The organism is Salipiger sp. H15, assembly GCF_040409955.1.
Taxonomy (GTDB): Bacteria; Pseudomonadota; Alphaproteobacteria; order Rhodobacterales; family Rhodobacteraceae; genus Salipiger.
Genome location: NZ_CP123385.1, coordinates 574,016 through 597,500, shown reverse-complemented (window position 1 = coordinate 597,500; position 23,485 = coordinate 574,016). Strand labels below are relative to the sequence as shown.

At 66.7% G+C, this 23,485-nt stretch carries 15 protein-coding genes, 1 tRNA gene, 2 rRNA genes and 1 pseudogene (1 of these 19 only partly in view); 6 read left to right on the top strand and 13 right to left on the bottom strand.

Annotated features, from left to right (window positions below; genetic code table 11):
• From PVT71_RS17085 to PVT71_RS17075, 3 genes are all read left to right on the top strand, one after another.
• Positions 1–1,415, top strand: a 23S ribosomal RNA gene (locus PVT71_RS17085); it begins 1,414 nt to the left of the window's first position.
• 173 nt (positions 1,416–1,588) lie between these two features.
• Positions 1,589–1,703, top strand: a 5S ribosomal RNA gene (rrf, locus tag PVT71_RS17080).
• A gap of 47 nt (positions 1,704–1,750) precedes the next feature.
• Positions 1,751–1,827 (top strand) — tRNA-Met (locus PVT71_RS17075).
• A gap of 6 nt (positions 1,828–1,833) precedes the next feature.
• Here PVT71_RS17075 and PVT71_RS17070 read toward each other — a convergent pair.
• On the bottom strand, positions 1,834–2,067 hold the full coding sequence (locus PVT71_RS17070; RefSeq protein ID WP_353475573.1) for a hypothetical protein: 234 nt from the start codon (positions 2,065–2,067) through the stop codon (positions 1,834–1,836).
• Between PVT71_RS17070 and PVT71_RS17065 the strand changes: the two are divergent.
• Positions 2,011–3,244, top strand: a pseudogene (locus tag PVT71_RS17065) (IS3 family transposase). The gene PVT71_RS17070 and the pseudogene PVT71_RS17065 overlap by 57 nt on opposite strands.
• Positions 3,245–3,550: 306 nt before the next feature.
• Here the strand turns inward: PVT71_RS17065 and PVT71_RS17060 are convergent.
• The 11 genes from PVT71_RS17060 to PVT71_RS17010 form a co-directional block, all read right to left on the bottom strand.
• Entirely contained in the window at positions 3,551–3,949 is a 399-nt protein-coding gene (locus PVT71_RS17060; RefSeq protein WP_353475262.1) for a DUF2147 domain-containing protein, read from the bottom strand.
• Positions 3,950–3,977: 28 nt separating this feature from the next.
• Positions 3,978–4,808: an NAD(P)-dependent oxidoreductase gene (locus PVT71_RS17055; RefSeq protein ID WP_353475261.1), complete on the bottom strand. Its 831-nt coding sequence runs from the start codon at positions 4,806–4,808 to the stop codon at positions 3,978–3,980.
• Between the two features lie 32 nt (positions 4,809–4,840).
• Positions 4,841–6,631, bottom strand: coding sequence for an acyl-CoA dehydrogenase C-terminal domain-containing protein (locus PVT71_RS17050; protein ID WP_353475260.1), 1,791 nt, complete (start codon positions 6,629–6,631; stop codon positions 4,841–4,843).
• A gap of 39 nt (positions 6,632–6,670) precedes the next feature.
• A complete protein-coding gene (locus tag PVT71_RS17045) occupies positions 6,671–8,998 on the bottom strand; it encodes a 3-hydroxyacyl-CoA dehydrogenase NAD-binding domain-containing protein (protein ID WP_353475259.1) in 2,328 nt (775 codons plus the stop codon).
• Positions 8,995–10,131 (bottom strand): thiolase family protein, encoded by a 1,137-nt coding sequence (locus PVT71_RS17040; RefSeq protein ID WP_353475258.1) that lies wholly within the window; start codon positions 10,129–10,131, stop codon positions 8,995–8,997. The genes PVT71_RS17045 and PVT71_RS17040 overlap by 4 nt, the downstream gene beginning before the upstream one ends.
• Positions 10,132–10,195: 64 nt before the next feature.
• Complete coding sequence (locus PVT71_RS17035; RefSeq protein ID WP_353475257.1) at positions 10,196–10,606, bottom strand: MerR family DNA-binding transcriptional regulator; 411 nt, start codon at positions 10,604–10,606, stop codon at positions 10,196–10,198.
• A 120-nt stretch (positions 10,607–10,726) separates the two neighbouring features.
• Positions 10,727–12,403, bottom strand: coding sequence for a long-chain fatty acid--CoA ligase (locus PVT71_RS17030; protein WP_353475255.1), 1,677 nt, complete (start codon positions 12,401–12,403; stop codon positions 10,727–10,729).
• Positions 12,404–12,596: 193 nt separating this feature from the next.
• Positions 12,597–13,874: an outer membrane protein transport protein gene (locus tag PVT71_RS17025; RefSeq protein ID WP_353475254.1), complete on the bottom strand. Its 1,278-nt coding sequence runs from the start codon at positions 13,872–13,874 to the stop codon at positions 12,597–12,599.
• Between the two features lie 304 nt (positions 13,875–14,178).
• On the bottom strand, positions 14,179–16,740 hold the full coding sequence (locus tag PVT71_RS17020; RefSeq protein ID WP_353475253.1) for an FAD-dependent oxidoreductase: 2,562 nt from the start codon (positions 16,738–16,740) through the stop codon (positions 14,179–14,181).
• A gap of 119 nt (positions 16,741–16,859) precedes the next feature.
• Positions 16,860–17,795 carry an electron transfer flavoprotein subunit alpha/FixB family protein gene (locus tag PVT71_RS17015; protein ID WP_353475252.1) on the bottom strand — a complete coding sequence of 312 codons (936 nt, stop codon included), beginning with the start codon at positions 17,793–17,795 and terminating at the stop codon, positions 16,860–16,862.
• Positions 17,796–17,812: 17 nt separating this feature from the next.
• Entirely contained in the window at positions 17,813–18,562 is a 750-nt protein-coding gene (locus PVT71_RS17010) for an electron transfer flavoprotein subunit beta/FixA family protein (protein WP_353475251.1), read from the bottom strand.
• 310 nt (positions 18,563–18,872) lie between these two features.
• Between PVT71_RS17010 and PVT71_RS17005 the strand changes: the two genes are divergently transcribed.
• Entirely contained in the window at positions 18,873–19,940 is a 1,068-nt protein-coding gene (locus PVT71_RS17005) for a GlxA family transcriptional regulator (RefSeq protein WP_353475250.1), read from the top strand.
• A 63-nt stretch (positions 19,941–20,003) separates the two neighbouring features.
• On the opposite strand, the gene PVT71_RS17000 is transcribed toward PVT71_RS17005, so the two are convergent.
• Positions 20,004–21,587, bottom strand: a complete 1,584-nt coding sequence (locus PVT71_RS17000) for a BCCT family transporter (protein WP_353475558.1) — start codon at positions 21,585–21,587, stop codon at positions 20,004–20,006.
• A 614-nt stretch (positions 21,588–22,201) separates the two neighbouring features.
• Here PVT71_RS17000 and PVT71_RS16995 point away from each other — a divergent pair.
• On the top strand, positions 22,202–23,455 hold the full coding sequence (locus PVT71_RS16995) for a sarcosine oxidase subunit beta family protein (protein ID WP_353475249.1): 1,254 nt from the start codon (positions 22,202–22,204) through the stop codon (positions 23,453–23,455).
• Positions 23,456–23,485: the final 30 nt, after the last annotated feature.

Sequence of the window (23,485 nt, the reverse complement as noted above, 5' to 3'; positions counted from 1 at the left end):
AAGCCGGCCCCTAAGGCGAGGCCGAAAGGCGTAGTCGATGGGAACCAGGTCAATATTCCTGGGCCATGTGGTGGTGACGGATCGCAGGGGTAGTTCTTCCTTATCGGATTGGAAGGGCTGCTGAGCGGTTCCTGGAAATAGCCCCACTTTTAGACCGTACCCTAAACCGACACAGGTGGACTGGTAGAGAATACCAAGGCGCTTGAGAGAACGATGTTGAAGGAACTCGGCAAAATACCTCCGTAAGTTCGCGAGAAGGAGGCCCAGTTTCAACGCAAGTTTTGGCTGGGGGCACAAACCAGGGGTGGCGACTGTTTACTAAAAACACAGGGCTCTGCGAAGTCGCAAGACGACGTATAGGGTCTGACGCCTGCCCGGTGCCTGAAGGTTAAAAGGAGGGGTGAGAGCTCTGAATTGAAGCCCAGGTAAACGGCGGCCGTAACTATAACGGTCCTAAGGTAGCGAAATTCCTTGTCGGGTAAGTTCCGACCTGCACGAATGGCGTAACGACTCCCCCGCTGTCTCCAACATCGACTCAGCGAAATTGAATTGCCTGTCAAGATGCAGGCTTCCCGCGGTTAGACGGAAAGACCCCGTGCACCTTTACTACAGCTTCACACTGGCATCAGGCCATGCATGTGCAGGATAGGTGGTAGGCTTCGAAGCAGGAACGCCAGTTTCTGTGGAGCCTCCCTTGAGATACCACCCTTGCATTGCTTGATGTCTAACCGCGGACCGTTATCCGGTTCCGGGACCCTGTGTGGCGGGTAGTTTGACTGGGGCGGTCGCCTCCTAAAGCGTAACGGAGGCGCGCGAAGGTTGGCTCAGAGCGGTCGGAAATCGCTCGTTGAGTGCAATGGCAGAAGCCAGCCTGACTGCAAGACTGACAAGTCGAGCAGAGTCGAAAGACGGCCATAGTGATCCGGTGGTCCCAAGTGGGAGGGCCATCGCTCAACGGATAAAAGGTACGCCGGGGATAACAGGCTGATACTGCCCAAGAGTCCATATCGACGGCAGTGTTTGGCACCTCGATGTCGGCTCATCTCATCCTGGGGCTGGAGCAGGTCCCAAGGGTATGGCTGTTCGCCATTTAAAGAGGTACGTGAGCTGGGTTTAGAACGTCGTGAGACAGTTCGGTCCCTATCTGCCGTGGGTGTAGGATACTTGAGAGGAGTTGCCCCTAGTACGAGAGGACCGGGGTGAACGATCCACTGGTGGACCAGTTGTCGTGCCAACGGCAGTGCTGGGTAGCTATGATCGGACAGGATAACCGCTGAAGGCATCTAAGCGGGAAGCCCCCCTCAAAACAAGGTATCCCTGAGGGCCGTGGAAGACCACCACGTCGATAGGCCGGAGGTGTAAGTGCAGCAATGCATTCAGCTGACCGGTACTAATGGCCCGATAGGCTTGATCCGATCCAGGAACAGCAAGGCTGTTCCGATCAGACAAAAGCATACAACCCCTACACATACTTGACTTGGAAATCGCTGCATCCAGCACGTGAGACGTGTCGGCCCGCAACCTGCTTCGCAGGTCGCGTCCGCCGACCAGACCCACTTGCTGCCTGCAGCAAGTGGGTCTTTCTCGGTTTGGTGGTCATAGCGCAAGCAAAACACCCGGCTCCATTCCGAACCCGGCCGTTAAGTGCTGCCGCGCCAATGGTACTGCGTCTCAAGACGTGGGAGAGTAGGTCACCGCCAAACCTAGCAAGACCCACAAAAACCGTATCTCTCAAAACGATCTCCCCTGTCGCGGGATGGAGCAGCCCGGTAGCTCGTCAGGCTCATAACCTGAAGGTCGCAGGTTCAAATCCTGCTCCCGCAACCATAAACTCTACAAGTTGATCAGCCTCCTCTCGCAGGAGGCTTTTTGCTTTCGCAGATCGCGCTCATCCACCACCGACAGTTCCAGGATGTCGATCAGCGCGCCCTGCAGGTCCACGCGCGTGACCGCAACCCGGAAAAGTCCGCAGTTCGAAGTTAGCCTGTTCTCCAAACGAGCAGACAGACGATGCGGAAAAGCCGTTTCAGCGAAGAGCAGATCATCGGCATCCTGAAGGAGCGCCAAGCCGGGATAGGTGCCATGGAACTCTGCCGGAAGCACGGCATAAGCGATGGCACATTCTACAAGTGGCGCTCGAAGTATGGGGGCATGGAAGTGTCCGAGGCCAAGCGGCTAAAAGCGCTCGAGGTTGAGAACGCGAAGCTGAAGAGTTGGAGGGATCAGCAAAGGCCCCAGTGGGGCGTTTGCCCCGAACAACGCTGGCGGAGCAGATGCTTGATGTCGCCACGCTCAAGGAGAAGAGGCTGGGAATGGAGGCGGGTGAACGTCTCCGGTGCAAGAGAACCTGCCGACCCTTCTGAAGCCCGGTGCAAGGCGACGCGCTGTGGACTGGGCCATGACCGAGAAGAACTACAACCAGCGCCGGGCCTGTGCCTTGGCCGGGATCGATCCGCGTGTCTACAGACGACGATCAACCAGACCTGCGGACACCGAGCTGCGAGAGAGGCTGAAGGAGCTGTCCAGCGAACCACGGCGCTTCGGCTATCGGAGGCTGCACCTGCTTCTTGGCCGCGAAGGCTGGAAGGTGAACTGGAAGAAGCTCTACCGGATCTACCGAGAAGAAGGCTTAACAGTCCGTAAACGGGGCGGTCGCAAGCGGGCCCTGGGCACCAGGGCACCCATGACGATCCCGCAGGGGCCGAACCAGCGCTGGTCGCTGGACGTCGTGCCAGACAGCCTGTCCGATGGTCGCCGCTTCCGGGTGCTCTGCGTCATCGACGACTTCAGCCGGGAATGCCTGGCCTGTGTGATCGATACATCGCTGCCTGGTCAGAGAGGAGCGCGGGACCTCGACAACATCGCCCGGGTCCGCGGCTATCCCTGCATGGTGGTCAGTGAGCGAGCCCTGTCCACCATTGGTCCGAGGACAATTGCGAGCGGAACGGAGCTGACATCGAACGCCATCCTGAAATGGCAGGAGGAGCGATACATCGAGTGGCACTATATCGCACCCGGCAAACCGATGCAGAACGGCTTCGTGGAAAGCTTCAATGGCCGTCTGAGGGACGCGTGCCTGAATGAGCACCTGTTCGCCAACCTGCGCCACGCAAGGGAGCTGATCTCGGCCTGGCGCGATGACTACAACCATCACCACCCACACACGAGCCTCGACGGGCTCACCCCGTGGGAGTATCACCAACGGTCAGTAGAGGCCCAAACCATGAACATAGCGAACCAATAGCCGCGGACCCCAAGGGGAGTAGGTCACCGCCGAGGTGCCTCGCGAGGCAAACCGAATGGTCGCGTGCCGGTTGGACAGCCTGCGTGGGCGAGGCAGCACGTTCTTTGGACGCTCCAGTTCCCGGCATGGCTAAGAGATCAAAACAGCCCGATCATTCAACAGCTTCGCGGCCTCAACCTTGAACTCGCCGCTGAACTTCCGTCTCGCCATATCCACGCTCCAGTTCCGCGGTCACGACCCTCTCATCGTGTCCGGGGGACCGGCTGCACGCAAATGCGACACCGCAAATCCTGTCAGGTCTTCGCGCTATTGAACGCGGGTCCAGGTCTGGCCGCGGCAGACGCCCAAAACGCAGCCGTAGACCTTCAGCTGGTCACCCGAGAGTTCCATCCTGGACTTGTAGGTCTTGTCGCGATCGGGTGCCCAGATGCGGCCCGCGTCATATTTCCCCTCGCCTTCCGGCTGCATGTCCCAGACGATCTGGCGGCCGAGATTGGAGGAGGGGATCGCCGTGCCGCCCGCGTCGAAGGCGTGGCTCAGCGTCCCGCAGATCCTGCTGCCGCAGGGCGCCATGGTCACGACGCCGAAATGTCCGTCGTCGCCGGGTTGGGTCTGCCAGTTTCCGAGAACCGGATCGGCGGCGAGCGCGGGAGCCGCGGTGAGGGCCAGCACGCAGGCGAGGGGAGCGAGGCGTTTCATCATCATCGGTTCCTCCGGAGAAGGGTGGTCGCGCTCAGTCTTCGGAGGCAACGAAGAGGTCGGTCAGGAGCGGCTCGGCGGGATCGACGGCGTAGCCCGAGAAATCCTCGACGCCCTGCTCGCGCAGCACGGCCTCGTCGATGAAGAAGTTGCCGGTGCAGCTCTGCGCGGGGCGGGTCAGGATCGCATGGGCGGCGTCGGCGACGATCCGCGGCGTGCGGCAGTTCTTCGGCTGCACCGTGCCGCCGAGCATGGCGAGCGCCGCGGTGTCGATCACCGTGCGGGGCCAGAGCGCGTTGGCGGCGATGCCGAGCGGGCGGAACTCCTCGGTCCAGCCGAGCACGCAGAGGCTCATTCCCATCTTCGAGATCGTGTAGGCCACATGCGGCCCGTACCACGCCGGGTCGAGCGAGGGCGGCGGCGAGAGCGTCAGCACATGCGGGTTCGCCGCCCGCTTCAGCGCGGGCAGGCAGGCGCGGGTGACCGCGAAGGTGCCGCGCATGTTGACCTGCATCATCAGGTCGAAACGCTTCATCTCGGTCTCCGGCGTGGGCGTCAGAGAGATGGCGCTGGCGTTGTTGACCACGATGTCGATGCCGCCGAAATGCGCCTCGGCCTTGCGCACCGCCTCCTCGACCGCGGCATCGTCGCGGATGTCGAGCATAAGGGGCAGGGCGCGGCCGCCCTGCGCCTCGACCTCGGCCGCGGCGTCCTCGATGGTGCCGGGAAGCCGGGGATGGGGTGTAACGGTCTTTGCCGCCAGCACCACGTTGGCGCCGTCCTGCGCGGCCCGCAGCGCGATGGCCCGCCCGATGCCGCGGCTGCCGCCGCTGATGAAGAGTGTCTTGCCGCCCAGATCGTCCATTCCGTTCGCTCCTTTCCTGTCCCGTGTCCGGCTCAGAACGCCGCCTCGTCTAGTGCCATGACGGTCTCGCCGCCGGACATGACCTGCGAGAGCAGCGCGCCGGTCTGCGGCAGCATCTTCTCCATGAAGAACCGCGCCGTCACCTGCTTGGCGGCGTAGAAGCCGTCGGCATCGCCTGTCTCGCGGGATTTCTCCATCGCGGTCTCGGCCATGCGCGCCCAGAGATAGCCGAGGGCCGTCAGGCCGAAGAGGCGCATGTAGTCGGTCGCCGCCGCACCCGCCTCGTCAGGGTTTGCAAGGCCGCGCCGGGCGACGGTGGCCGTGGCCGTCTGCAGCCGGCCGAAGGCCTTGGCGAGCGGGCCGACGTAGGGCGCCATCTCGGGCGTCCCGGCGCGCGCCTCGATATACTCCGCTACCGGGTGGAAGAACCGGCGCAGGTAGCGGCCGCCATTGGCGCCGAGCTTGCGGCCCACGAGGTCGAGCGCCTGGATGCCGTTCGTGCCCTCGTAGATCTGCGTGATGCGTGCGTCGCGGACGAATTGCTCCATGCCGTGTTCGCGGATGTAGCCGTGCCCGCCCAGCACCTGCATCCCGAGGTTGGCATTCTCGAAGCCAAGATCGGTGAAGAGCGCCTTTACGATCGGGGTCATCAGCGCGACGAAATCCTCCGAGGCCTGGCGCACCTCCGGCTCGGGGTGGTGGGTCTGCCTGTCGAGCTCCCGCGCCACCCAGACCGCCATCGCCCGGCAGCCCTCGGTCGCGGCGCGCTGGAGAAGCAGCATGCGGCGCACGTCGGGATGCACGATGATCGGGTCGGCGGGCTTGTCGGGCGCCTTGGTCCCGGTCAGCGATCGGCCCTGCAGCCGCTCGCGGGCATAGGCGACCGAGCCCTGGTAGGCCGCCTCGGCAAGGCCCAGCCCCTGACCGCCGACCGCGAGGCGCTCGTTGTTCATCATGGTGAACATCGCCTGCAGACCCTTGTGCGGCGCGCCGACGAGCCAGCCCTGCGCCTCGTCGAAGTTCATCACGCAGGTCGACGAGGCTTTGATCCCCATCTTGTGCTCGATGCTCGAGCATAGCACGCCGTTGCGCTCGCCCGGGGTGCCCTCGGCGGTGGGCAGGAACTTCGGCACGACGAAGAGGCTGATCCCGCGCGAGCCCTTGGGCGCGTCCGGAAGCCGCGCCAGCACGAGGTGGATGATGTTCTCGGTCAGGTCATGCTCGCCGGCGGAGATGAAGATCTTGGTGCCGGTGATGCGGTAGCTGCCATCCTCCTGCGGCACGGCCCTGGTGCGCAGCAGGCCGAGGTCGGTGCCGCAATGCGGCTCGGTCAGGCACATGGTGCCCGACCAGGTGCCGTCGACGAGCCTCGGCAGGTAGGCCTGCTTCAGCTCCTCCGATCCGTGGCTGTGCAGCGCGAGGTAGGCGCCGTGCGACAGGCCCGGGTACATGCCGAAGGAGAGGTTCGCCGAGCAGATCATCTCGGTCACCAGCACGTCGGCGGCGGCGGGCAGGCCCTGACCGCCATAGGCCGGATCACAGGTGATCGCCGTCCAGCCGCCCTCGCGGAACTGGCGGTAGGCCTCGGGGAAGCCGGCGGGGGTGCGGACGACGCCGTTCTCGAGCCGGCAGCCTTCCTCGTCGCCGGAGCGGTTGATCGGGTGCAGCACCTCGGCGCAGATCTTGCCGGCCTCTTCGAGGATCGGGTCGATGAGATCCGCGGTGAACTCCTCGAACCCCGGCAGCTCCGCGAGGTCGTCGCAGCCCAGCAGTTCGTGGTAGACAAAGCGCATGTCGCGCAGGGGGGGCGTGTACTTGGCCATCGTCGTGATGTCCCTCTGTCTGAGGCCCAGGGCCGGGGTTCAGTTGCGCAGCGGCTTGCCGGTCATCAGCATGGTCTCGATGCGGTCGAGCGTGCCGGGCCGTTTGACCAGCGTGAAGAAGCGGTCGCGTTCTAGTTTCAGCAGGTCCGTCTCGGTGAGCGTGTCGAGCGGATCGGTGTCTCCGCCCGACAGCACCTCGGCCAGCGCGCCCGAGACGACCTCGTCATAGGGGGTGGCCTTGCCCATCTTGCGGAACTGCTGCACCGCCATCTCCATGGCGACGAGGCCCGATGGCCCGGGCAGGGTGTAGTCGCGCGTCTCGGGCCGAACGTAGCCCTCGACCATGGCCAGCGCGCGGGCCTTGGCATCGGCCAGCAGCCGGGCGCGGTTCATGGTGATGCCGTCCTCGGGGCGCAGGAACAGCAGCTCCTTGGCCTCGGCCGCCGATTTCGCCACCGTCGCGGTGCTGAGGATCTCGAAGACCTTCGAGGGCACCGGCATCGGCCCCTTGGGCAGGCGTCCGAACTTCTGCCAGCGGTGCAGCATCTCGGTGCAGCCGCCCCAGCCGGGGATCAGCCCGACGCCGACCTCGACAAGGCCGATGTAGCTCTCGGCATGGGCCTGCACCGCATCGCAGTGCAGCAGCACCTCGCAGCCGCCGCCGAGCGCCATGCCCGAGGGCGCGCCGACGACGGGGAAGGGGGCCCGGCGCATGTCCTGGAAGGTCTGCTGGCCCAGCCCCACCAGCGCCTCGACCTGATCCCATGCCGCAATATTGGCGGCGAAGAAGGCGAGGCCGAGGTTGGCGCCGACCGAGAAATTCGTGCCCTCGTTGTGGATCACCAGCGCCTTGTACTTCGCCTCGACCAGCTTCAGCGTCTTGGCCAGCAGCGCGAGGATCTGGTCGTCCATCGAGTTCATCTTGGAGGTGAACTCGAAGCAGAGCACGCCGTCCCCGATATCCCAGACCGCGGCGGAGCCGTTCTTCAGCACCGGCTTCGCGCCGAGCTTGATGTCGGAGAGCAGCAGCACGCCCTCGGGGCGGGTGACCGGGTGGTAGGCGCCGTCGAGGCCCAGCTGCTCGAGCCGGCCCGCCTCGACGCGGTAGAAGCTGCGGCCGCGCGCCAGTTCGAGGATCGGCGGCACCGTCTGGCCCTCGGCCTCGAGCCGCTTGGCCAGCCAGTCGGGGCCGATCCTGTCCATCAGCGCGAAGGGGCCGTCCTTCCAGCCGTAGCCAAGGCACATGGCCTCGTCGATGTCGGCGATGCTGTCGGCCACCTCGCCGGCCAGTCCGGCGGCATAGCGCAGCGTCGCGCCCATCACCGCGGCGGCGTAGCGGCCCTCGGCGCTGTCATGCGCCATGAGCGCGCGCGGGCTGCGCCCGGCTTCCTCCATCGCCTCGGACCGGGGCTTGCGGGCGGGGGCGTAGGCGCCGGTGGCGAGGTCGATCGCCTCCTTCACCTTCTGCCCGCCGTCGCGGCCCATGCGGTAGAAGCCACCCTTGCCCTTCCGGCCGGTGTAGCCCTCGGCGATCATCTTCTGCACCACCGGCAGCGGCCGGTTCGCGGCATGGAAGGCGTCCTCTTGCGGCAGCGCGGCGGCAAGGCTGGCGTTCACATGCGGCATGAGGTCGAGCCCGACGAGGTCCAGCAGGCCAAAGACGCCGGTCTTGGGGATGCCGAAGGGCTTGCCGATCAGCGCGTCGGCCATCTCGACCGGGATGCCACGCTCGGCCGCTTCGACCACGGCGGTCTGCAGCCAGTAGATGCCGAGCCGGTTGCCGATGAAGCTCGGCGTGTCCTTCGCCCGCACCACCGTCTTGCCGAGCCGCCGGTCGGCGAACTCCGCGATGGTCTCGGCCGCCTCCGCGCGGGTCGCGGGGCCGGTCACCAGTTCCATCAGCCGCATGTAGCGGGGCGGGTTGAAGAAATGCGTGACGAGGAAGTCCTGCGCGAAGCTCTCCGGCAGCCCGCTCACCAGCGTCGCGAGCGGGATGGTCGAGGTGTTCGAGGACACGATGCTGCCCGGTTTGCGCACCGCGTCGATCCTGCGGTAGATCGCCTGCTTGATGTCGAGCCGTTCGATCACCGCCTCGATGATCCAGTCGGCCTCGGCGAGGCGCGAAAGGTCATCCTCGAGATTGCCGGTCTCGACGAGGCGCGTGGCCCTGGCGCCCATGAAGGGCGCGGGGTCGGCCTTCAGCATCTTCGCGACGGCCCCCTCGGCCAGCGCGTTCCGGTTCGCCGCGCCCTCGGGCACGATGTCGAACAGCAGCACCCTGGTGCCGGAGTTGGCGACATGGGCCGCGATCGCGGCGCCCATGACGCCGGCGCCGATGACGGCGACCGTCCCGATGCCGGCCATCATGCGGCCTCCAGGATGGTGGCGATGCCCTGACCGCCGCCGATGCATTGCGTCGCCAGCGCGTAGCGGCCGCCCTCGCGCTTCAGCAGGCTCGCCGCCTTGCCGACGATGCGCGCGCCGGTGGCGCCGAGCGGATGGCCGAGCGCGATCGCGCCGCCGTCGAGGTTGACCCGCGCCGGATCGAGGTCGAGATCGCGGATGCAGGCGATGGACTGGGACGCAAAGGCCTCGTTGAGCTCGATCACGTCGAGATCATGGGCGGAGATCTCGGCGCGTTGCAGTGCGGCGCGGGTGGCGGCGACCGGGCCGATCCCCATGACATCGGGCGCGCAACCCTTCACGGCGACGGATTTCACGTAGGCGAGGACCGGCAGCCCGTGCTTCTCGGCATGAGCCTCCGAGCAGATGAGCACCGCCGCGCAACCATCGGTCAGCGGCGACGAGGTTCCGGCGGTCACGACACCCTGCGCGTCAAAGGCGGGCTTGAGCTCGGCAAGGCCTTCGAGCGTCGTCTCGGGGCGCAGGCAGCCGTCGGTCTCGACCACGCCGTCGCGCCCGGTGATCGGCACGATCTCGTCGGCCAGCAGGCCCTTCTGCAGCGCCGCCGCGGCCTTTTCCTGCGAGCGGAGGGCGAACTCCTCCTGCTCGGCGCGGGTGATCTGCCAGCGCCGGGCGACGTTCTCGGCGGTCTCCCCCATGCCCATGTAGGCCTCGGGGTGAGCGCGGGCGAACTCGGGATGCGGCATCGGGTTGAAGCCCATCATCGGCACCCGGCTCATGTTCTCGACCCCGGCGCAGACGAAGGCCTCGCCGGCGCCCATCGCGATCGACCCGGCGGCGACATGCACAGAGGTCATCGACGAGCCGCAGAAGCGGTTGATCGTGGCGGCTCCGACCGACTGCGGCAGCCCGCTCATCAGACCGACGAGCCGGGCGAGGTTGAGCCCCTGTTCCCCCTCGGGGAAGGCGCAGCCGAGCAGCAGGTCCTCGACCGCCTCGGGATCGACGCCGGAGCGACCGACCAGAGCCTTGACCACCTGCGCGGCCAGATCGTCCGGCCGGACCCTGGCCAGCGCGCCCTTGCGGGCAAGGGTAAAGGGCGAGCGCACGTAGCCCGCGACAACGACACGTGTCATCGGTAACTCTCCGGAGTTGCGTGAGGATTATGGTGAGGCGGAACCCTGCGGGTTCCGGTGGCGATCAGGATTTCCGCGCCGTGGTCCGCGCGGCGGCCTTTTCGTGGCGCTCGAGGGCGTCCAGCGACATCTGCTCGATCTCGCGCAGCTCCCTGAGCGTCACGCGCAGCGTCTCGAACTGCTCGTCCAGCTCGCTGATCCGCTGGCGGACCTTGCCGAGCAGGGTGTCGATCTGCTCGCGCTGCGTCGGATCGGCATCGTAGAGATCGAGGTACTCGCTGATGTCCTTCAGCGTGAAGCCGAGCCGCTTGCCGCGCAGGATCAGGATCATCCGGGCGCGATCCCGCGCCGTGTAGATCCGGTTTGCACCGACCCGCTGCGGAAGCAGCAGCCCGCGTTCCTCGTAGAAGCGGATGGTGCGCGGGGTCACGCCAAGCTCGTTCGACAGTTCCGAGATTGAATAGAGCTTGTCCATTTGAGACCTGTCGCGGAGAGGGGGCCGGACGCTGTGCAGTCCGCAACCCACCATGGTTTGTAGCACCGAGATCATGACGAAGGACAGCGCTTTCCGGCCACGTGAGGACGCTTACGTAAGTCATGGTGCGCCCTCGTGTCCGGATGCCGGGTTTTCGCGCAGCTTCCGCTCGCCTTCCTGAAGCTCCTTCTTCGACAGCTTGCCGACCGGGGTCTTTGGCAGGCTCTCGCAGATCTGGATCTGCCGGGGCATCTCGATGGGCGAGATATAGTCCTTGAGGAATTCGTGCAGCGCCGCCTCGGGTGCGTCGAGCGGTTGCTTGAGGACCACGAAGGCCTTGGGCGCGCTGCCGCGGTAGTCGTCCGGGACGCCGATCACCACCGCCTCGGCCACCGCCGGATGCTGGTAGAGCGCCTCCTCGATGACCCGCGGATAGACGTTGTAGCCGCTGCACAGGATCATGTCCTTGATCCGGTCGACGATGAAATAGAACCCGTCCTCGTCGGCATAGCCGACGTCGCCGGTGCGCAGCGCGCCGTCGATGAAGCTGGCCGAGGTCTCCTCGGGGCGGTTCCAGTAGCCCTGCATGACCTGCGGGCCGCGCACGCAGAGCTCGCCCTTCTCGTGGGGGCCGCAGATCCGGCCCGGGTCGTTGAGGTCGCGGATCTCGACCCGGGTGCCGATCAGCGGCCTGCCGATGGACCCGTCGCGCGCACCGCCGTCGAACGGGTTGCAGCAGACGACCGGCGAGCTTTCGGAGAGGCCATAACCCTCGCAGAGATGGCAGCCGCTCAACGCCTCGAAGCGCCGGCGGACCTCGCCGGGCAAGGGGGCGCCGCCCGAGATGCAGCAGCGCAGCGAGGTGAGATCGGCCGAGCGCTTCTCGAGCGCATGGTTGATCGCGGTGTAGATCGTCGGCACGCCCGGAAACAGCGTAGGCCGCTGGCGCTCGATCACCTCGATCGTGCCCTCGACGTCGAAACGCGGCACCAGGATGATCTCGGCGGCGATGCGGACGCCGAGGTTCATCGCCACGGTCATCCCGAAGACGTGGAAAAGCGGCAGGACCGCGAGCACCCGCTCTTCGCCCATCCGAGGATCGGGGAGCCGGTCGAAGATCTGCTCGGCATTGGCGACGATATTGGCATGGGTCAGCATCGCGCCCTTGGAGAGCCCGGTCGTGCCGCCGGTGTATTGCAGCGTCGCGAGGTCGGTCTCGGGGTCGATCGCGGGCGGGGTCAGCGTGCCGGCGCGCCGGGTCAGGTGGCGGAACTGGATGTGCCGCTCGTCAGCGGGAATGCGGGCAAGGTCCCGGCGTTTCAGCAGCGGGAAGAGCAGCCCCTTGAGCGGCGGCAGCATCTCGGCCATCGGGCAGATGACCAGCCGTGTCAGCGCGCCGCGCCCCAGCTGCGCCAACACCTTGGGATAGATCGCGGCAAGGTCGGTGGTGACCATGAGCGAGATGCCCGAGTCCTCGACCTGGTGCTGCAGCTCTCGCGGTGCATAGAGCGGGTTGAAGTTCACCACCGTGCCGCCGGCCTTCAGCACGGCGAAGTAGCAGATCACGAAGGCGGGCATGTTCGGCAGGCAGAGCCCGACCCGGACGCCCCTGGTGACACCCTGCTCGGCAAACCCGGCCGCCGCGCGGTCGACCAGCGCGCCAAGCTCGCGGTAGCTGTAGCGGCGCCCGAGGAAGTGAATGGCCGGGCGGTCGCCATGAAGGCGCACGGCGTCATCGAGAAGCGCGGGGATGGCGCGGGCCTGGCCGCCGGTGCTCGCGGGGTCTCGGAGCGGCATCAGATCGGCAGTCGCGACGTCATTTGGACACATGAGCAGGGCTCCGGCAACAGGGCGTCTGGTCCGGCGCTCGGGGAGCGCGGACTGCGGGTGCCTGTCCCTGCAGCCGGGACAGGCCTCTTACTTGGGGGTGCGGCTGGTGCCGCCTGCGGCCCGCGCAGCGCCGGTGGGGGCGTGCGCGGGACCCGGCGGATCAGAACCGGTAGGTCAGGCTGGCACTCAGGATGTCGGCATGGCCTTCGTAGCTGCCCTTGAGCGTCCCGAAGGCGGTGGTTTCCTCGATGTCGGCCTCGTCGAAGAAGATATGCGTGTAGCCGACGTTGATCGTCCGGTCCGGCCCGAACTCGTAGCTGTAGCCCAGCGAGGCCCAGTAGCGGTCGGCATCGGGGATCCGCGCGGTCCGGTTGTCGTTCGGCACCGGGCTCTGGTCGTAGGCGACGCCGAAATGGATCGTGTGCTTGTCGCGCGGCTTGTAGTCCGCGCCGAGCGCGACGAACCAGGAGTCGTGCCAGTTCTCGTCGGTCACGCTGTCGGCCCGGCCGTCATCGAACTTCACCCGCAACTCGTCGAAGGTCGACCAGTTGGTCCAGGACACGTCGCCCATCACCGCCCATTGCGGATTGACCTCGTGGTAGGCGCCGATCGAGACGACGTCGGGCATCGTGACCTCGGCCTCGGCGTCGGAGCTCCGCAGCGCCGGGATCGCGGCGGCATAGGCATCGGGCACGCCGCTGATCTTGGCCTTGCCCTCGAGCGTGTAGGTCGCCTTGGAGCGGTAGCTCAGGCCGACGCGGGTCGTCGGCGCGATGTCGTAGAGCACGCCCAGCGTGTAGCCGTAGCCGTAGCCGTCGCCGGTCAGCTCCGACTTGCCATCGCCGAGGCCGAGCCCCGAGAGGTTGAGCGCGTTCGACAGCGTCGCATCGGCATGGCCGATCTGGATGCCGGCCCCCAGCGACAGCCGGTCGGTCGCCTGCCAGGCGATGCTCGGCGTGAGGACGAGGTTCTCGATCTCGCTCTCGATGGCGAAGTAGCGCCCCTTCCAGTCCTCGTCGTACTGGGTGGCAAGGCCGAAGGGCACGGTCAGCGACAGGCCGGCCTTGATGGTCGGGGTGAGGTCGATGAGGCCGTAGAAGGCCGGCACGAGCTTGTTCTCGCCCGCGTCGCCGCCGTCGCCGCCGGAATATTCCGAGCCGCCGATCCCGGCCTCGCCGGAAAAGCGGATCGTCGGGATCACGTAGTTCAGGTCGAGCTGTGCCGCCGTGCCGGGGATATGCGTCATCCCGGCAGGGTTGGAATAGACCGTGGAGAGATCCGTCGCCTTCGCCGTCGATCCGGAAAACGCAGAGCCCACGCCCTCGGAACTCATTTCACGCAACTGGAACCCGGCGGCCTGCGCCTTATCTGTCAAAGGCAGGAACGCCAATACCGCTCCTGCCGCCACAATAGCGGAATGCTTCACGCATCCAGACATTGATCGCTCCTCCCTAAAGACGATCGGATTTCTGAAGTCCGTGATTATTCGTACCGGGGCGTCACCAATGCGTCAACAGGTTTACGTAAACGTTATCCAAGGTAAACTTGCGGGCGGGGTTCTGGGAGTCGCCGGGCGCGCGGATTTGGGAGGTCGCGGCGCCGAACGGGCCTCCGCCGCGCGCGGCTCAGCGAGGACTGGCGGGAGGGGCAGGGGCTGAAGTCCCGACCCCTTTCCCCGGAAAAGGCGCGACGCCGGCGGGGGAGTCCCGCCGGCGTCTTCGGTCTTGGGTCGATCCGGCAGCTCAGCTGCGCGGCTTGCTGTTCTCCGGGTCGTAGAGCGGGGCGTAGCCGATCCCGGCGACCTCGACCTCGAAGGGCTCGTCGAAATAGGTCACCTGCAGCTTGCGCCCGATCTGGCAGTAGTCCCACGGCAGGTAGGCCAGCATGATGTTCTTGCCGATGCTGGGGCCGAAGGCCTGCGAGGTGGTGTAGGAGCGGCGGCCGAGCTCGTCGACCAGCACCTCGCCGGTCTCGGGGTCCATGACGGGCATGGTGTTGACCGGGTAGCGGGCGACGCCCTTGCTGTCGACGTTGTTGGTCATCACCAGCGTGCAGAGCATCGCGGGCTGGTGGTCGCGGGCGCGGTACTCGAGGTGCTTCTCCTTGCCGCGGAACTCGGCCTCCTTGACCTTCGGACGCGAGAGATCCGCCTCGTAAAGGTTGTACTGGGTGATGAGGTCGGCGTTCTGCAGGCGCAGCGACTTCTCGAGGCGGCGCGAGTTGGCGTAGGTCTCGACCCCCACCGCCATGACGCCGGTCGAGCGCAGAGCGTCCCAGACGGCAAGGCCGTCCTCGTAGGGCATGTGCAGCTCCCAGCCCTGCTCGCCGACGTAGGAGATGCGGAAGGCCGTGACGGTCCTGCCGGCGATCTCGATCGGCTTGATGGCGGCGAAGGGGAAGTTCTCGACGTCGAGCCCGGCCGGGTCCGCGACCACCTTCTTGAGGTTCTCGCGGGCATTCGGGCCCCAGATGCCGATGGTGGTGAACTTCTCGGTCACGTCGGTGATGGTGACGTCGAGCCCTTTGTCCATCGCGGTGCGCTTCATGTACTCGAGGTCGCGCGGCCCGGCATCGGCGCCATTCACCAGACGGCAGCGGTCCCCCATCCGGAAGACGGTGAAGTCCGCCCGCACGTTGCCCTCGTCGTCGAGCATGTGGGTGTAGATGCCCTTGCCGACCATGGTGTCGCCGCCGATCTTCGCGGCGCAGAGCCATTCCATCAGCGCCACGTGGTCCGGACCCTCGATGTCGGTCATGTGGAAGTGCGACAGGTTGATGAGGCCGCAGTCGGCGCTCATCTCGAGCTGCTCGGCGTTGGACACGCGCCAGAAGTGGCGGTTGTCCCACTCGTTCTCGCGCACCGGCACCTGATCGGCGTATTTCTCCAGCAGGTGTTCGTTGGCGGCATAGCCATGCGCCCGTTCCCAGCCGCCGAGTTCCATGAAGTAGCCGCCAAGCTCGACCTCGCGCTCGTAGAAGGGCGAGCGGCGGATGCCGCGGCCGTTGCCGAAGGGCTCGCGCGGGTGGACGGGCGGGTTGTAGATCTTGGCGGCGGTTTCCTCGCAGCGGCCCCAGATGAAGTCCTCGGTCAGCTGGAAGTCCTGGAAGCGCGAATAATCGATGCGGTTGTGGTCGATGTGGGTGCGCCCGTCGGTCATCCAGTCGGCGATGAGCTTGCCCATGCCGGGGCCGTCCTTGACCCAGATCGCCACGGCGTACCAGAGCCCGCGCAGCTTGCGGCTCTCGCCCATCGACGGGCCGCCGTCGGTGGTGGTCTGCAGCAGGCCGTTGAACGAGTGGCTTTCGTTGAAGCCGAGCTCGGCGAGGATCGGGGTCAGCTCCATCGCCCGCTCGAGCGGCTCGATCACGTCATCCAGCACGAGGTCGCGCATCGAGGGCGAGAGGCGCGACTGGTGCTTCTCGAGAATGTCGCGCGGATGCACCATCCGCACGTCCTTCTCGTAGTAGTAGCCCCATTCCATCTGCCCGCCCTCGGTGGTCGCGGGATCGCCGGTGTCGCGCATGTAGGCCGAGTTGCCCTGGTCGCGCAGCAGCGGACGGCCAATCTCGAGGCCGGTGCCGGCGAACTCGTCATAGGGTCCGAAGAAGGTCAGCGGGTGGTCGACCGGCATCACCGGCAGGTCCTCGCCCGCCATGGCGGCGATGAGGCGCCCCCAGAGACCGGCGCAGACCACCACGTGATCGGCCATGATCGTCCCGCGCGAGGTCTTCACACCCGTCACGCGGCCGTTCTCGGTGATCAACTCCAGCGCCGGGGTGTTGGCAAAGGCCTTGAGCTTGCCGGACTTCTCGGCCTGGTCCACGAGCTTGCCCGCGACGGTCTGCGAGCGCGGGACGACGAGGCCGGCGTCGGGATCCCACATCGCGCCCTGGATCTGGTCTTCCTCGAGCAGCGGGAACTTCTCCTTGGCCTCGGCGGCGGAGATCATCTTCACCCGGGTGCCGAAGGCGCGGCCGGAGTCGCAGCGGCGCTTCAGCTCTTCCATCCGCTGGTCGTCACCGACGCGCGCCACCTCGAGACCGCCGATGCGGCTGTAATGGCCCATCTTCTCGTAGAAATCGACCGAGTACATGGTCGTCCAGGTGCTCAGCAGATCGTGGCTGGTGCAATAGCAGAAATCCGAGGCGTGGCCGGTCGAGCCGATGTCGGTGGGGATGCCGGACTTGTCGATGCCGACGATATTGTCCCAGCCGCGCTCGATCAGGTGATGGGCGACCGAGGCGCCGACGATGCCGCCGAGACCGACGATGACGACATTCGCGCGTTCAGGAAAGGAAGACATGGGTGGAGTCCGCTTGTTCGAGGTGGGTACCGAAGTGATAGGGCGAGGCGCGGCGTGCTGATGGCGCCGAACCGGCATTCACCGCGCGAAAAACGACCGTCCTTCGCGCGGCGGGGGCGTCAGAGCTGGCGCTCAAGTTCCGGCAGGACCTCGAAAAGATCGCCGACAAGCCCGTAGTCCGCAACCTGGAAGATCGGCGCGTCCTCGTCGGTGTTGATCGCGACGATGATCTTGCTGTCCTTCATGCCCGCAAGGTGCTGGATCGCGCCGGAAATGCCGCAGGCGATGTAGAGATCCGGGGCGACGACCTTGCCGGTCTGGCCGACCTGCATGTCGTTCGGCGCGTAGCCCGCGTCGACCGCCGCGCGCGAGGCGCCGACGGCGGCACCGAGCTTGTCGGCGACCGGGTTCAGCACCTCGCGGAACTTCTCCTCCGAGCCGAGCGCGCGGCCGCCCGAGACGATGATCTTCGCCGCGCTCAGCTCGGGCCGGTCGCTCGACGAGAGCCGGTTCTCGAGGAAGCTGGAGAGGGCGCCACCCTCGGCCCCGGCCTCGACGGTGCGGATCGGCGCGGCGTTGTCTGCTGCGGCGACCGCTGCGAAACCGGCGGTGCGGACGGTGAGCACCTTCGTGGCCTCGGTCGACTGCACCACCTCGATGGCGTTGCCGGCGTAGATCGGGCGCTTGAACGTGTCGGGCGCGACGACCTCGGTGATCTCGGAGATCTGCATCACGTCGAGCAGCGCCGCAACGCGCGGCAGGACGTTCTTGCCGGTGGTGGTGGCGGGGGCGAGGATCGTGTCATAGGCGCCGGCAAGCGCGACGATCAATGCCGCGCTCGCCTCGGCCAGCCGGTGCTCGAGCGCGTCGCCCTCGGCCAGCAGCACGCTGCGCGCGCCGGTCAGCTTGGCGGCGGCCTCGGCGGCAGCACCGGCGCCCTTGCCGGCGATGAGGATGTCGACCTCGGGGCTGATCTGCAGCGCGGCACTCAGCGCCTTGGCAGTCTGCTCGGACAGGGTCGCGTTGTCGTGGTCCGCGAAAAGAAGAATGGCCATGCTATGCGCTCCCGTTCTCAGATGACGCCGGCTTCGGTCTTGAGCTTGTCGAGCAGCTCGCCGACGCTGCCGACCCTGACGCCCGCCGCCCGCGCCGCGGGCTCCTCGACGCGCAGCACCTTGAGGCGCGGTGTCGTCGAGACGCCGAAGTCCTCGGCGCTCTTCTGGTCGAGCGGTTTTTTCTTGGCCTTCATGATGTTGGGCAGCGAGGCATAGCGCGGCTCGTTGAGTCGCAGGTCGGCGGTGACGATGGCCGGCAGCGCGATCTCGATGGCCTGAAGCCCGCCGTCCACCTCGCGGGTGACCCTGGCGCGGCCCTCGCCGAGCTCGAGCGCCGAGGCGAAGGTGCCCTGGCTCCAGCCGAGCAGCGCAGCCAGCATCTGGCCGGTCTGGTTGCTGTCGTCGTCGATCGCCTGTTTGCCGAGGATGACAAGGCCGGGCTGTTCCTCGGCCACCACGGCCTTCAGCAGCTTGGCGACGGTCAGCGGCTCGACCGGACCCTCGGCGGTGATCAGCAGGGCACGGTCGGCGCCCATGGCGAGCGCGGTGCGCAGCACCTCCTGCGCCTGCGCCGGACCGACCGAGACCACCACGACCTCGTCCGCCTTGCCGGCCTCCTTGAGGCGGATCGCCTCCTCGACCGCGATCTCGTCGAACGGGTTCATCGACATCTTCACGTTGGCCAGATCGACGCCCGTGCCATCCGCCTTCACGCGGATCTTCACGTTGTGATCGACGACCCGCTTCACCGGGACCAGCACCTTCATGTCGCTTCCTCTCTGCCGTGGCCCGGCTTCCCCGGGCCCTCTCCGCCCGCGCAGGGGACGGATTTAAGGGACATTTCGGAGAACAGGGGCGACGCCGCGGGGGCCGCCTTCAAATGTTCGCCCGTTTCTTCCTGATCGGCGAAGACGTCGCGTTTCGGCCTTGCATGGGCGCGTTTGGCGAAGTCGGCGCAGATTTCGTAGCGCAGAGTATTGCGACGAAGCGCTGTCCAAGGACAGGACGTTTGCGACACGCGGGGGTGAGGGCTACGACGGCCCGCCACGAATTCCCCGCGCAGCCCGGAGTGCCCGCATGACCCTTCTCCCAGCTCTCCAGAAAGCCACCTCGCGCGCGGCCTCGTCCCGGGCCGTCCGGCGCGGGCCCGAGGATGCGCGGCTCTCGGTGGGGTTCATCCTCGCCAAGCGGTTCACGCTCTGCGCCTTTGCCAATTTCGTCGACGTGCTGCGGCTCGCGGCGGACGAGGGCGACCGAAGCCGCCCGATCCTCTGCAAGTGGACGGTGCTGTCGGAGACGATGGACGCGGTGCCCTCGAGCAGCGGCATCACGGTGCAACCCAAGGAGCGGCTCGGCGATCCGGCGCGGTTCGACTACATCGTCGTGGTCGGCGGGCTGATGGACGACATGCAGACGCTCGGCCCCGCCTACGTGAAATTCCTGCGGCAGGCGGCAGAGGCGGGCGTGCCGCTGGTCGGGGTCTGCACCGGGGCCTTCCTGCTGCACGAGGCCGGGCTCATGCAGGGCTACCGCTGCTGTGTCAGCTGGTTCCACCACGCCGATTTCCTAGAGCAGTTCGAGGGGCTGAACCCGGTGGCCGACCAGATCTTCGTGGTCGACGGCGACCGGCTCACCTGCTCGGGCGGGGCCAGCTCGGCGCATCTGGCGGCCTATCTCGTGGACAAGCACGTGGGGCGCGCGCAGGCCAGCAAGAGCCTGCACATCATGATCATCGACGACGCGCTGCAGGCCGAGAAGCCGCAGCCGGGGATCACCCTTGGCTTCAAGACCCGCGATCCGATCGTGCTGCGGGCGCTGCAGCTCATGCAGCAGACCGTCGACACGCCGCTGTCGGTCGAGGAGATCGCCCGGCGGATCGGCCACAGCAAGCGCCAGCTCGAGCGGCATTTCCGCAGCGCGCTCGACGTATCGCCGCAGGCGGCCTTCCTGAATATCCGCCTGTCGCTGGCGCATCACCTGGTCCTGACGGCGGACAAGTCGATCGCGCAGGTGGCGGTGGATTGCGGCTTCTGCGACTCCTCGCACCTCAGCCGGATGTTCCGCCGCCGCTTCGGCTGCACGCCGCAGGCGCTGCGGCAGGAGCGCGGGCTGACGCCCGACCCGGAGCCCGTGCCCTTCGCGTAACGTCGGAACGAAAAGCGCCGCGGAGTTTCCTCCGCGGCGCGATCCTTCGGGCGGACGGATGGCTCAGCGCGGCTCGCTCGCGAGCCCCCGCCAGATCGCCACGCACATCACCAGCAGCACGATGGTGAAGGGCAGGCCGGTCGAGATCACCATGGACTGCAGCGATTTGAGACCCCCGGCCGAGAGCAGCAGGACAACCGCGACGATGCCCTCGAAGACGCACCAGAACACCCGCTGCGGCACCGGCGCGTCGACCTTGCCGCCCGAGGTGATCGTGTCGATCACCAGCGAGCCCGAGTCCGACGAGGTCACGAAGAAGACGATCACCAGAATGATGCCGACAAACGAGGTGATCGCGGTCAGCGGCATCTTGTCGAGCATGGCGAAGAGCTGCAGCGGCAGTTCGGCCTCTTGCACGGCGGTATAGCCATCGCTCACCACCTGGGTGATCGCCGCGCCGCCGAAGACCGACATCCAGATCACGCAGACGAGGCTCGGGATCAGTAGCACGCTGATCAGGAACTCGCGCACGGTGCGGCCGCGGCTCACGCGGGCGATGAACATGCCGACGAAGGGCGACCAGCTGATCCACCACGCCCAGTAGAAGGCGGTCCAGCCCTGCATGAAGTTCACGTCCTCGCGGCCGACCGGGTTGGACAGGGCGGGCAGGTATTTCAGGTAGGCCAGCAGGTAGTCCCCGGCGCTGGTGACCAGCAGCAGCGTCGGCCCGGCGAAGAGCACGAAGAGCAGCAGCAGCAGGGCAAGGCCCATGTTGATCTCGGAAAGCAGCTTCACGCCCGCCTCGAGACCGCGGATCACCGAGAAGAGCGCAATCGCGGTGATCCCGATGATCAGCACGATCTGCGTCGTCTCGCCCACCGGCACGCCGAAGAGCTTGTGGAAACCCGCGTTGGCCTGCGCCGCGCCGAGGCCCAGCGAGGTGGCAAGCCCGAAGAGCGTGGCAAAGACCGCGAGGATGTCGATGATGTGCCCCGGCCAGCCCCAGACCCTCTCGCCGAAGATCGGGTAGAAGGCCGAGCGGATCGTCAGCGGCAGGCCCTTGTTGTAGCTGAAGAGCGCGAGGCTGAGCCCGACCACGGCATAGATCGCCCAGGGGTGCAGCCCCCAGTGGAAGATCGACGCCGCCATGCCGAGCCGGACCGCCTCGTCCTGGCTCAGCGCGGCGCCGAGCGGGGCCCAGTCGCTGCGCGTGCCGGCATCGCCGAGCGACGTGCCGCCGAGCGACGAGCCGAAATGGCTGAGCGGTTCGGAGACGCCGTAGAACATCAGCCCGATGCCCATGCCGGCGGCGAAGAGCATCGAGAACCAGCTGAGGTAGCCGAACTCCGGCACCGCGTCGCGCCCGCCGAGGCGGATCTTGCCGTGGGGGCTGACGATGAGCACGAGGCAGAGCAGCACGAAGACGTCCGCCGCGCCGAGGAACAGCCAGTCAAAGCCGGTGGTCACCTCGGTGAAGAGCGTGCTGAAGAGCGTGTCGGCAAGCTCGGGAAGGGCGAGGGTGAAGGCCACGAAGGCGATGATGGCAAGCGCCGAGATCGCGAAGACCGGGTTGTGCACGTCGAAATAGATCGGGCCGACCGAGCCCTCGATATTGTCGCGGCCGATGGTGTAGTCGGTCTGGATCACGCTCTCCGCGGGGGGCGCGTCCGGTGCCGTCCCGGTGTCTCCGGTGTCGGTGGGATAGGTCAAGTGAGGCTCTCCTCTGCTGGTAAGGAGCCTTTCGCCAAGTCACGTCCGGAGGCTTCTGCCCGTCTTGGTGCGGGGTGATGTGCGGCGCGGAATATGCGCGCCCTGGGCCGTTGCGGCTGTACTGAGCCCGGACAGGCGGCAGGCTGATCTGCGGTCCGGAGGTTATTCAGGGAAGTCCGCACGCAGGGCAGAACCGGAACGACAGAGCCCCGGTATCTTCGCGACGCCGGGTGCCGGTTCCGGCCCGCTGGCGTGCGCCGGGAGGGGGCGCGGGGTGGGAGGTTTCGGGCGCGCGAGCGGGTAGGGTGCAGCGTAACTATCTGAATTTAATAAGTTGTAACGCAGGGATTCGCAGGTCGGTCTCCACGGGTCACGGGGCGGGGCGCCGAAACCCACGGTCCCGGCGGCCGGCGTGGCAGCCCAAGGGCAACCGGATCATCGCGACACGGGCCCCGACGCAAAGATCCGATGGCACTGTCGCAAAAGCTCACGCCGCTGGCCGAAGGGCTCGCTACGGATAGCCGAACGCCATTCCAGCCGGGGGCCCTCCGATGACGCGGTTCAACGCCTTTTCCCTTCTCAAGAACGCCGTCACCGGTCACAGGAACTGGACCGAGCAGTGGCCGGACAGCCAGCCGAAGGCCGAGTATGACGTGGTCATCGTCGGCGCCGGCGGGCACGGGCTCGGGGCGGCCTACTACCTCGCGACGCAGCACGGCATCACCAATATCGCGGTGATCGACAAGGGCTGGCTCGGCGGCGGCAACACCGGGCGCAACACCACGATCATCCGCTCGAACTACCTCTACGACGAGAGCGCGCGGCTCTTCGACCACTCGGTGGATCTCTGGCAGACCCTCAGCCAGGAGCTGAACTACAACGTCATGTACTCGAACCGCGGCTGCCTCATGCTCGCGCACACCGTGCATGACGTGCAGAGCTTCAAGCGCCACGTGCATGCCAACCGGCTCAACGGCGTCGACAACCGCTGGCTGACGCCGGAGGAGTGCAAGGAGTACTGCCCGCCGATCAACATCTCGAAGACCTCGCGCTACCCCGTCATGGGCGGCGCGCTTCAGGAGCGGGCGGGCACGGCGCGGCACGACGCGGTGGCCTGGGGCTATGCCCGGGGCGCCGCGGCGCGGGGCGTCGACATCATCCAGAACTGCGCGGTGACCGCGATCCGCCGCAACCCCGACGGCTCGGTCGCCGGGGTGGACACCGAGAAGGGCTTCATCAAGGCGAAAAAGGTCGCGGTCTCGGCCTCGGGCCACAACACCCAGGTGATGGCGACCGCCGATGTCCGCCTGCCGCTCGAGTCGATGCCGCTGCAGGCGCTGGTCTCCGAGCCGGTGAAGCCGGTGTTCCCCTGCGTGGTCATGTCGAACGCCGTGCACGCCTATTGCAGCCAGTCCGACAAGGGCGAGCTGGTGATCGGCAGCGGCACCGACCAGTATGTCAGCTACTCGCAGCGCGGCGGGCTGCCGCTGATCGAGCATACGATCGCGGCGATCTCGGAGGTCTTCCCGATCTTCAACCGCATGCGGATGCTGCGCAAATGGGCGGGGATCACCGACAACACGCCGGACCGCTCGCCGATCATCGGCAAGACGCCGGTCAAGAACCTCTACGTCAACTGCGGCTGGGGGACGGGCGGCTTCAAGGCCACGCCGGGCTCGGCGCATGTCTTCGCCTGGACCATCGCCAAGGACGAGCCGCACCCGATCAACGCCCCCTTCACGCTCGACCGCTTCCGCACCGGCCGGCTGATCGACGAGGCGGCGGCGGCCGCAGTCGCGCACTGACCTGCGCGCGATGATGACTGCACATTAAGG

What these genes read in the sequence shown, in the direction of transcription:
- PVT71_RS17060 (WP_353475262.1), bottom strand. Translation starts at nt 3,949, where the DNA reads ATGATGATGAAACGCCTCGCTCCCCTCGCCTGCGTGCTGGCCCTCACC.
- PVT71_RS17055 (WP_353475261.1), bottom strand. Translation starts at nt 4,808, where the DNA reads ATGGACGATCTGGGCGGCAAGACACTCTTCATCAGCGGCGGCAGCCGC.
- PVT71_RS17050 (WP_353475260.1), bottom strand. Translation starts at nt 6,631, where the DNA reads ATGGCCAAGTACACGCCCCCCCTGCGCGACATGCGCTTTGTCTACCAC.
- PVT71_RS17045 (WP_353475259.1), bottom strand. Translation starts at nt 8,998, where the DNA reads ATGATGGCCGGCATCGGGACGGTCGCCGTCATCGGCGCCGGCGTCATG.
- PVT71_RS17040 (WP_353475258.1), bottom strand. Translation starts at nt 10,131, where the DNA reads ATGACACGTGTCGTTGTCGCGGGCTACGTGCGCTCGCCCTTTACCCTT.
- PVT71_RS17035 (WP_353475257.1), bottom strand. Translation starts at nt 10,606, where the DNA reads ATGGACAAGCTCTATTCAATCTCGGAACTGTCGAACGAGCTTGGCGTG.
- PVT71_RS17030 (WP_353475255.1), bottom strand. Translation starts at nt 12,403, where the DNA reads ATGCCGCTCCGAGACCCCGCGAGCACCGGCGGCCAGGCCCGCGCCATC.
- PVT71_RS17025 (WP_353475254.1), bottom strand. Translation starts at nt 13,874, where the DNA reads ATGTCTGGATGCGTGAAGCATTCCGCTATTGTGGCGGCAGGAGCGGTA.
- PVT71_RS17020 (WP_353475253.1), bottom strand. Translation starts at nt 16,740, where the DNA reads ATGTCTTCCTTTCCTGAACGCGCGAATGTCGTCATCGTCGGTCTCGGC.
- PVT71_RS17015 (WP_353475252.1), bottom strand. Translation starts at nt 17,795, where the DNA reads ATGGCCATTCTTCTTTTCGCGGACCACGACAACGCGACCCTGTCCGAG.
- PVT71_RS17010 (WP_353475251.1), bottom strand. Translation starts at nt 18,562, where the DNA reads ATGAAGGTGCTGGTCCCGGTGAAGCGGGTCGTCGATCACAACGTGAAG.
- PVT71_RS17005 (WP_353475250.1), top strand. Translation starts at nt 18,873, where the DNA reads ATGACCCTTCTCCCAGCTCTCCAGAAAGCCACCTCGCGCGCGGCCTCG.
- PVT71_RS16995 (WP_353475249.1), top strand. Translation starts at nt 22,202, where the DNA reads ATGACGCGGTTCAACGCCTTTTCCCTTCTCAAGAACGCCGTCACCGGT.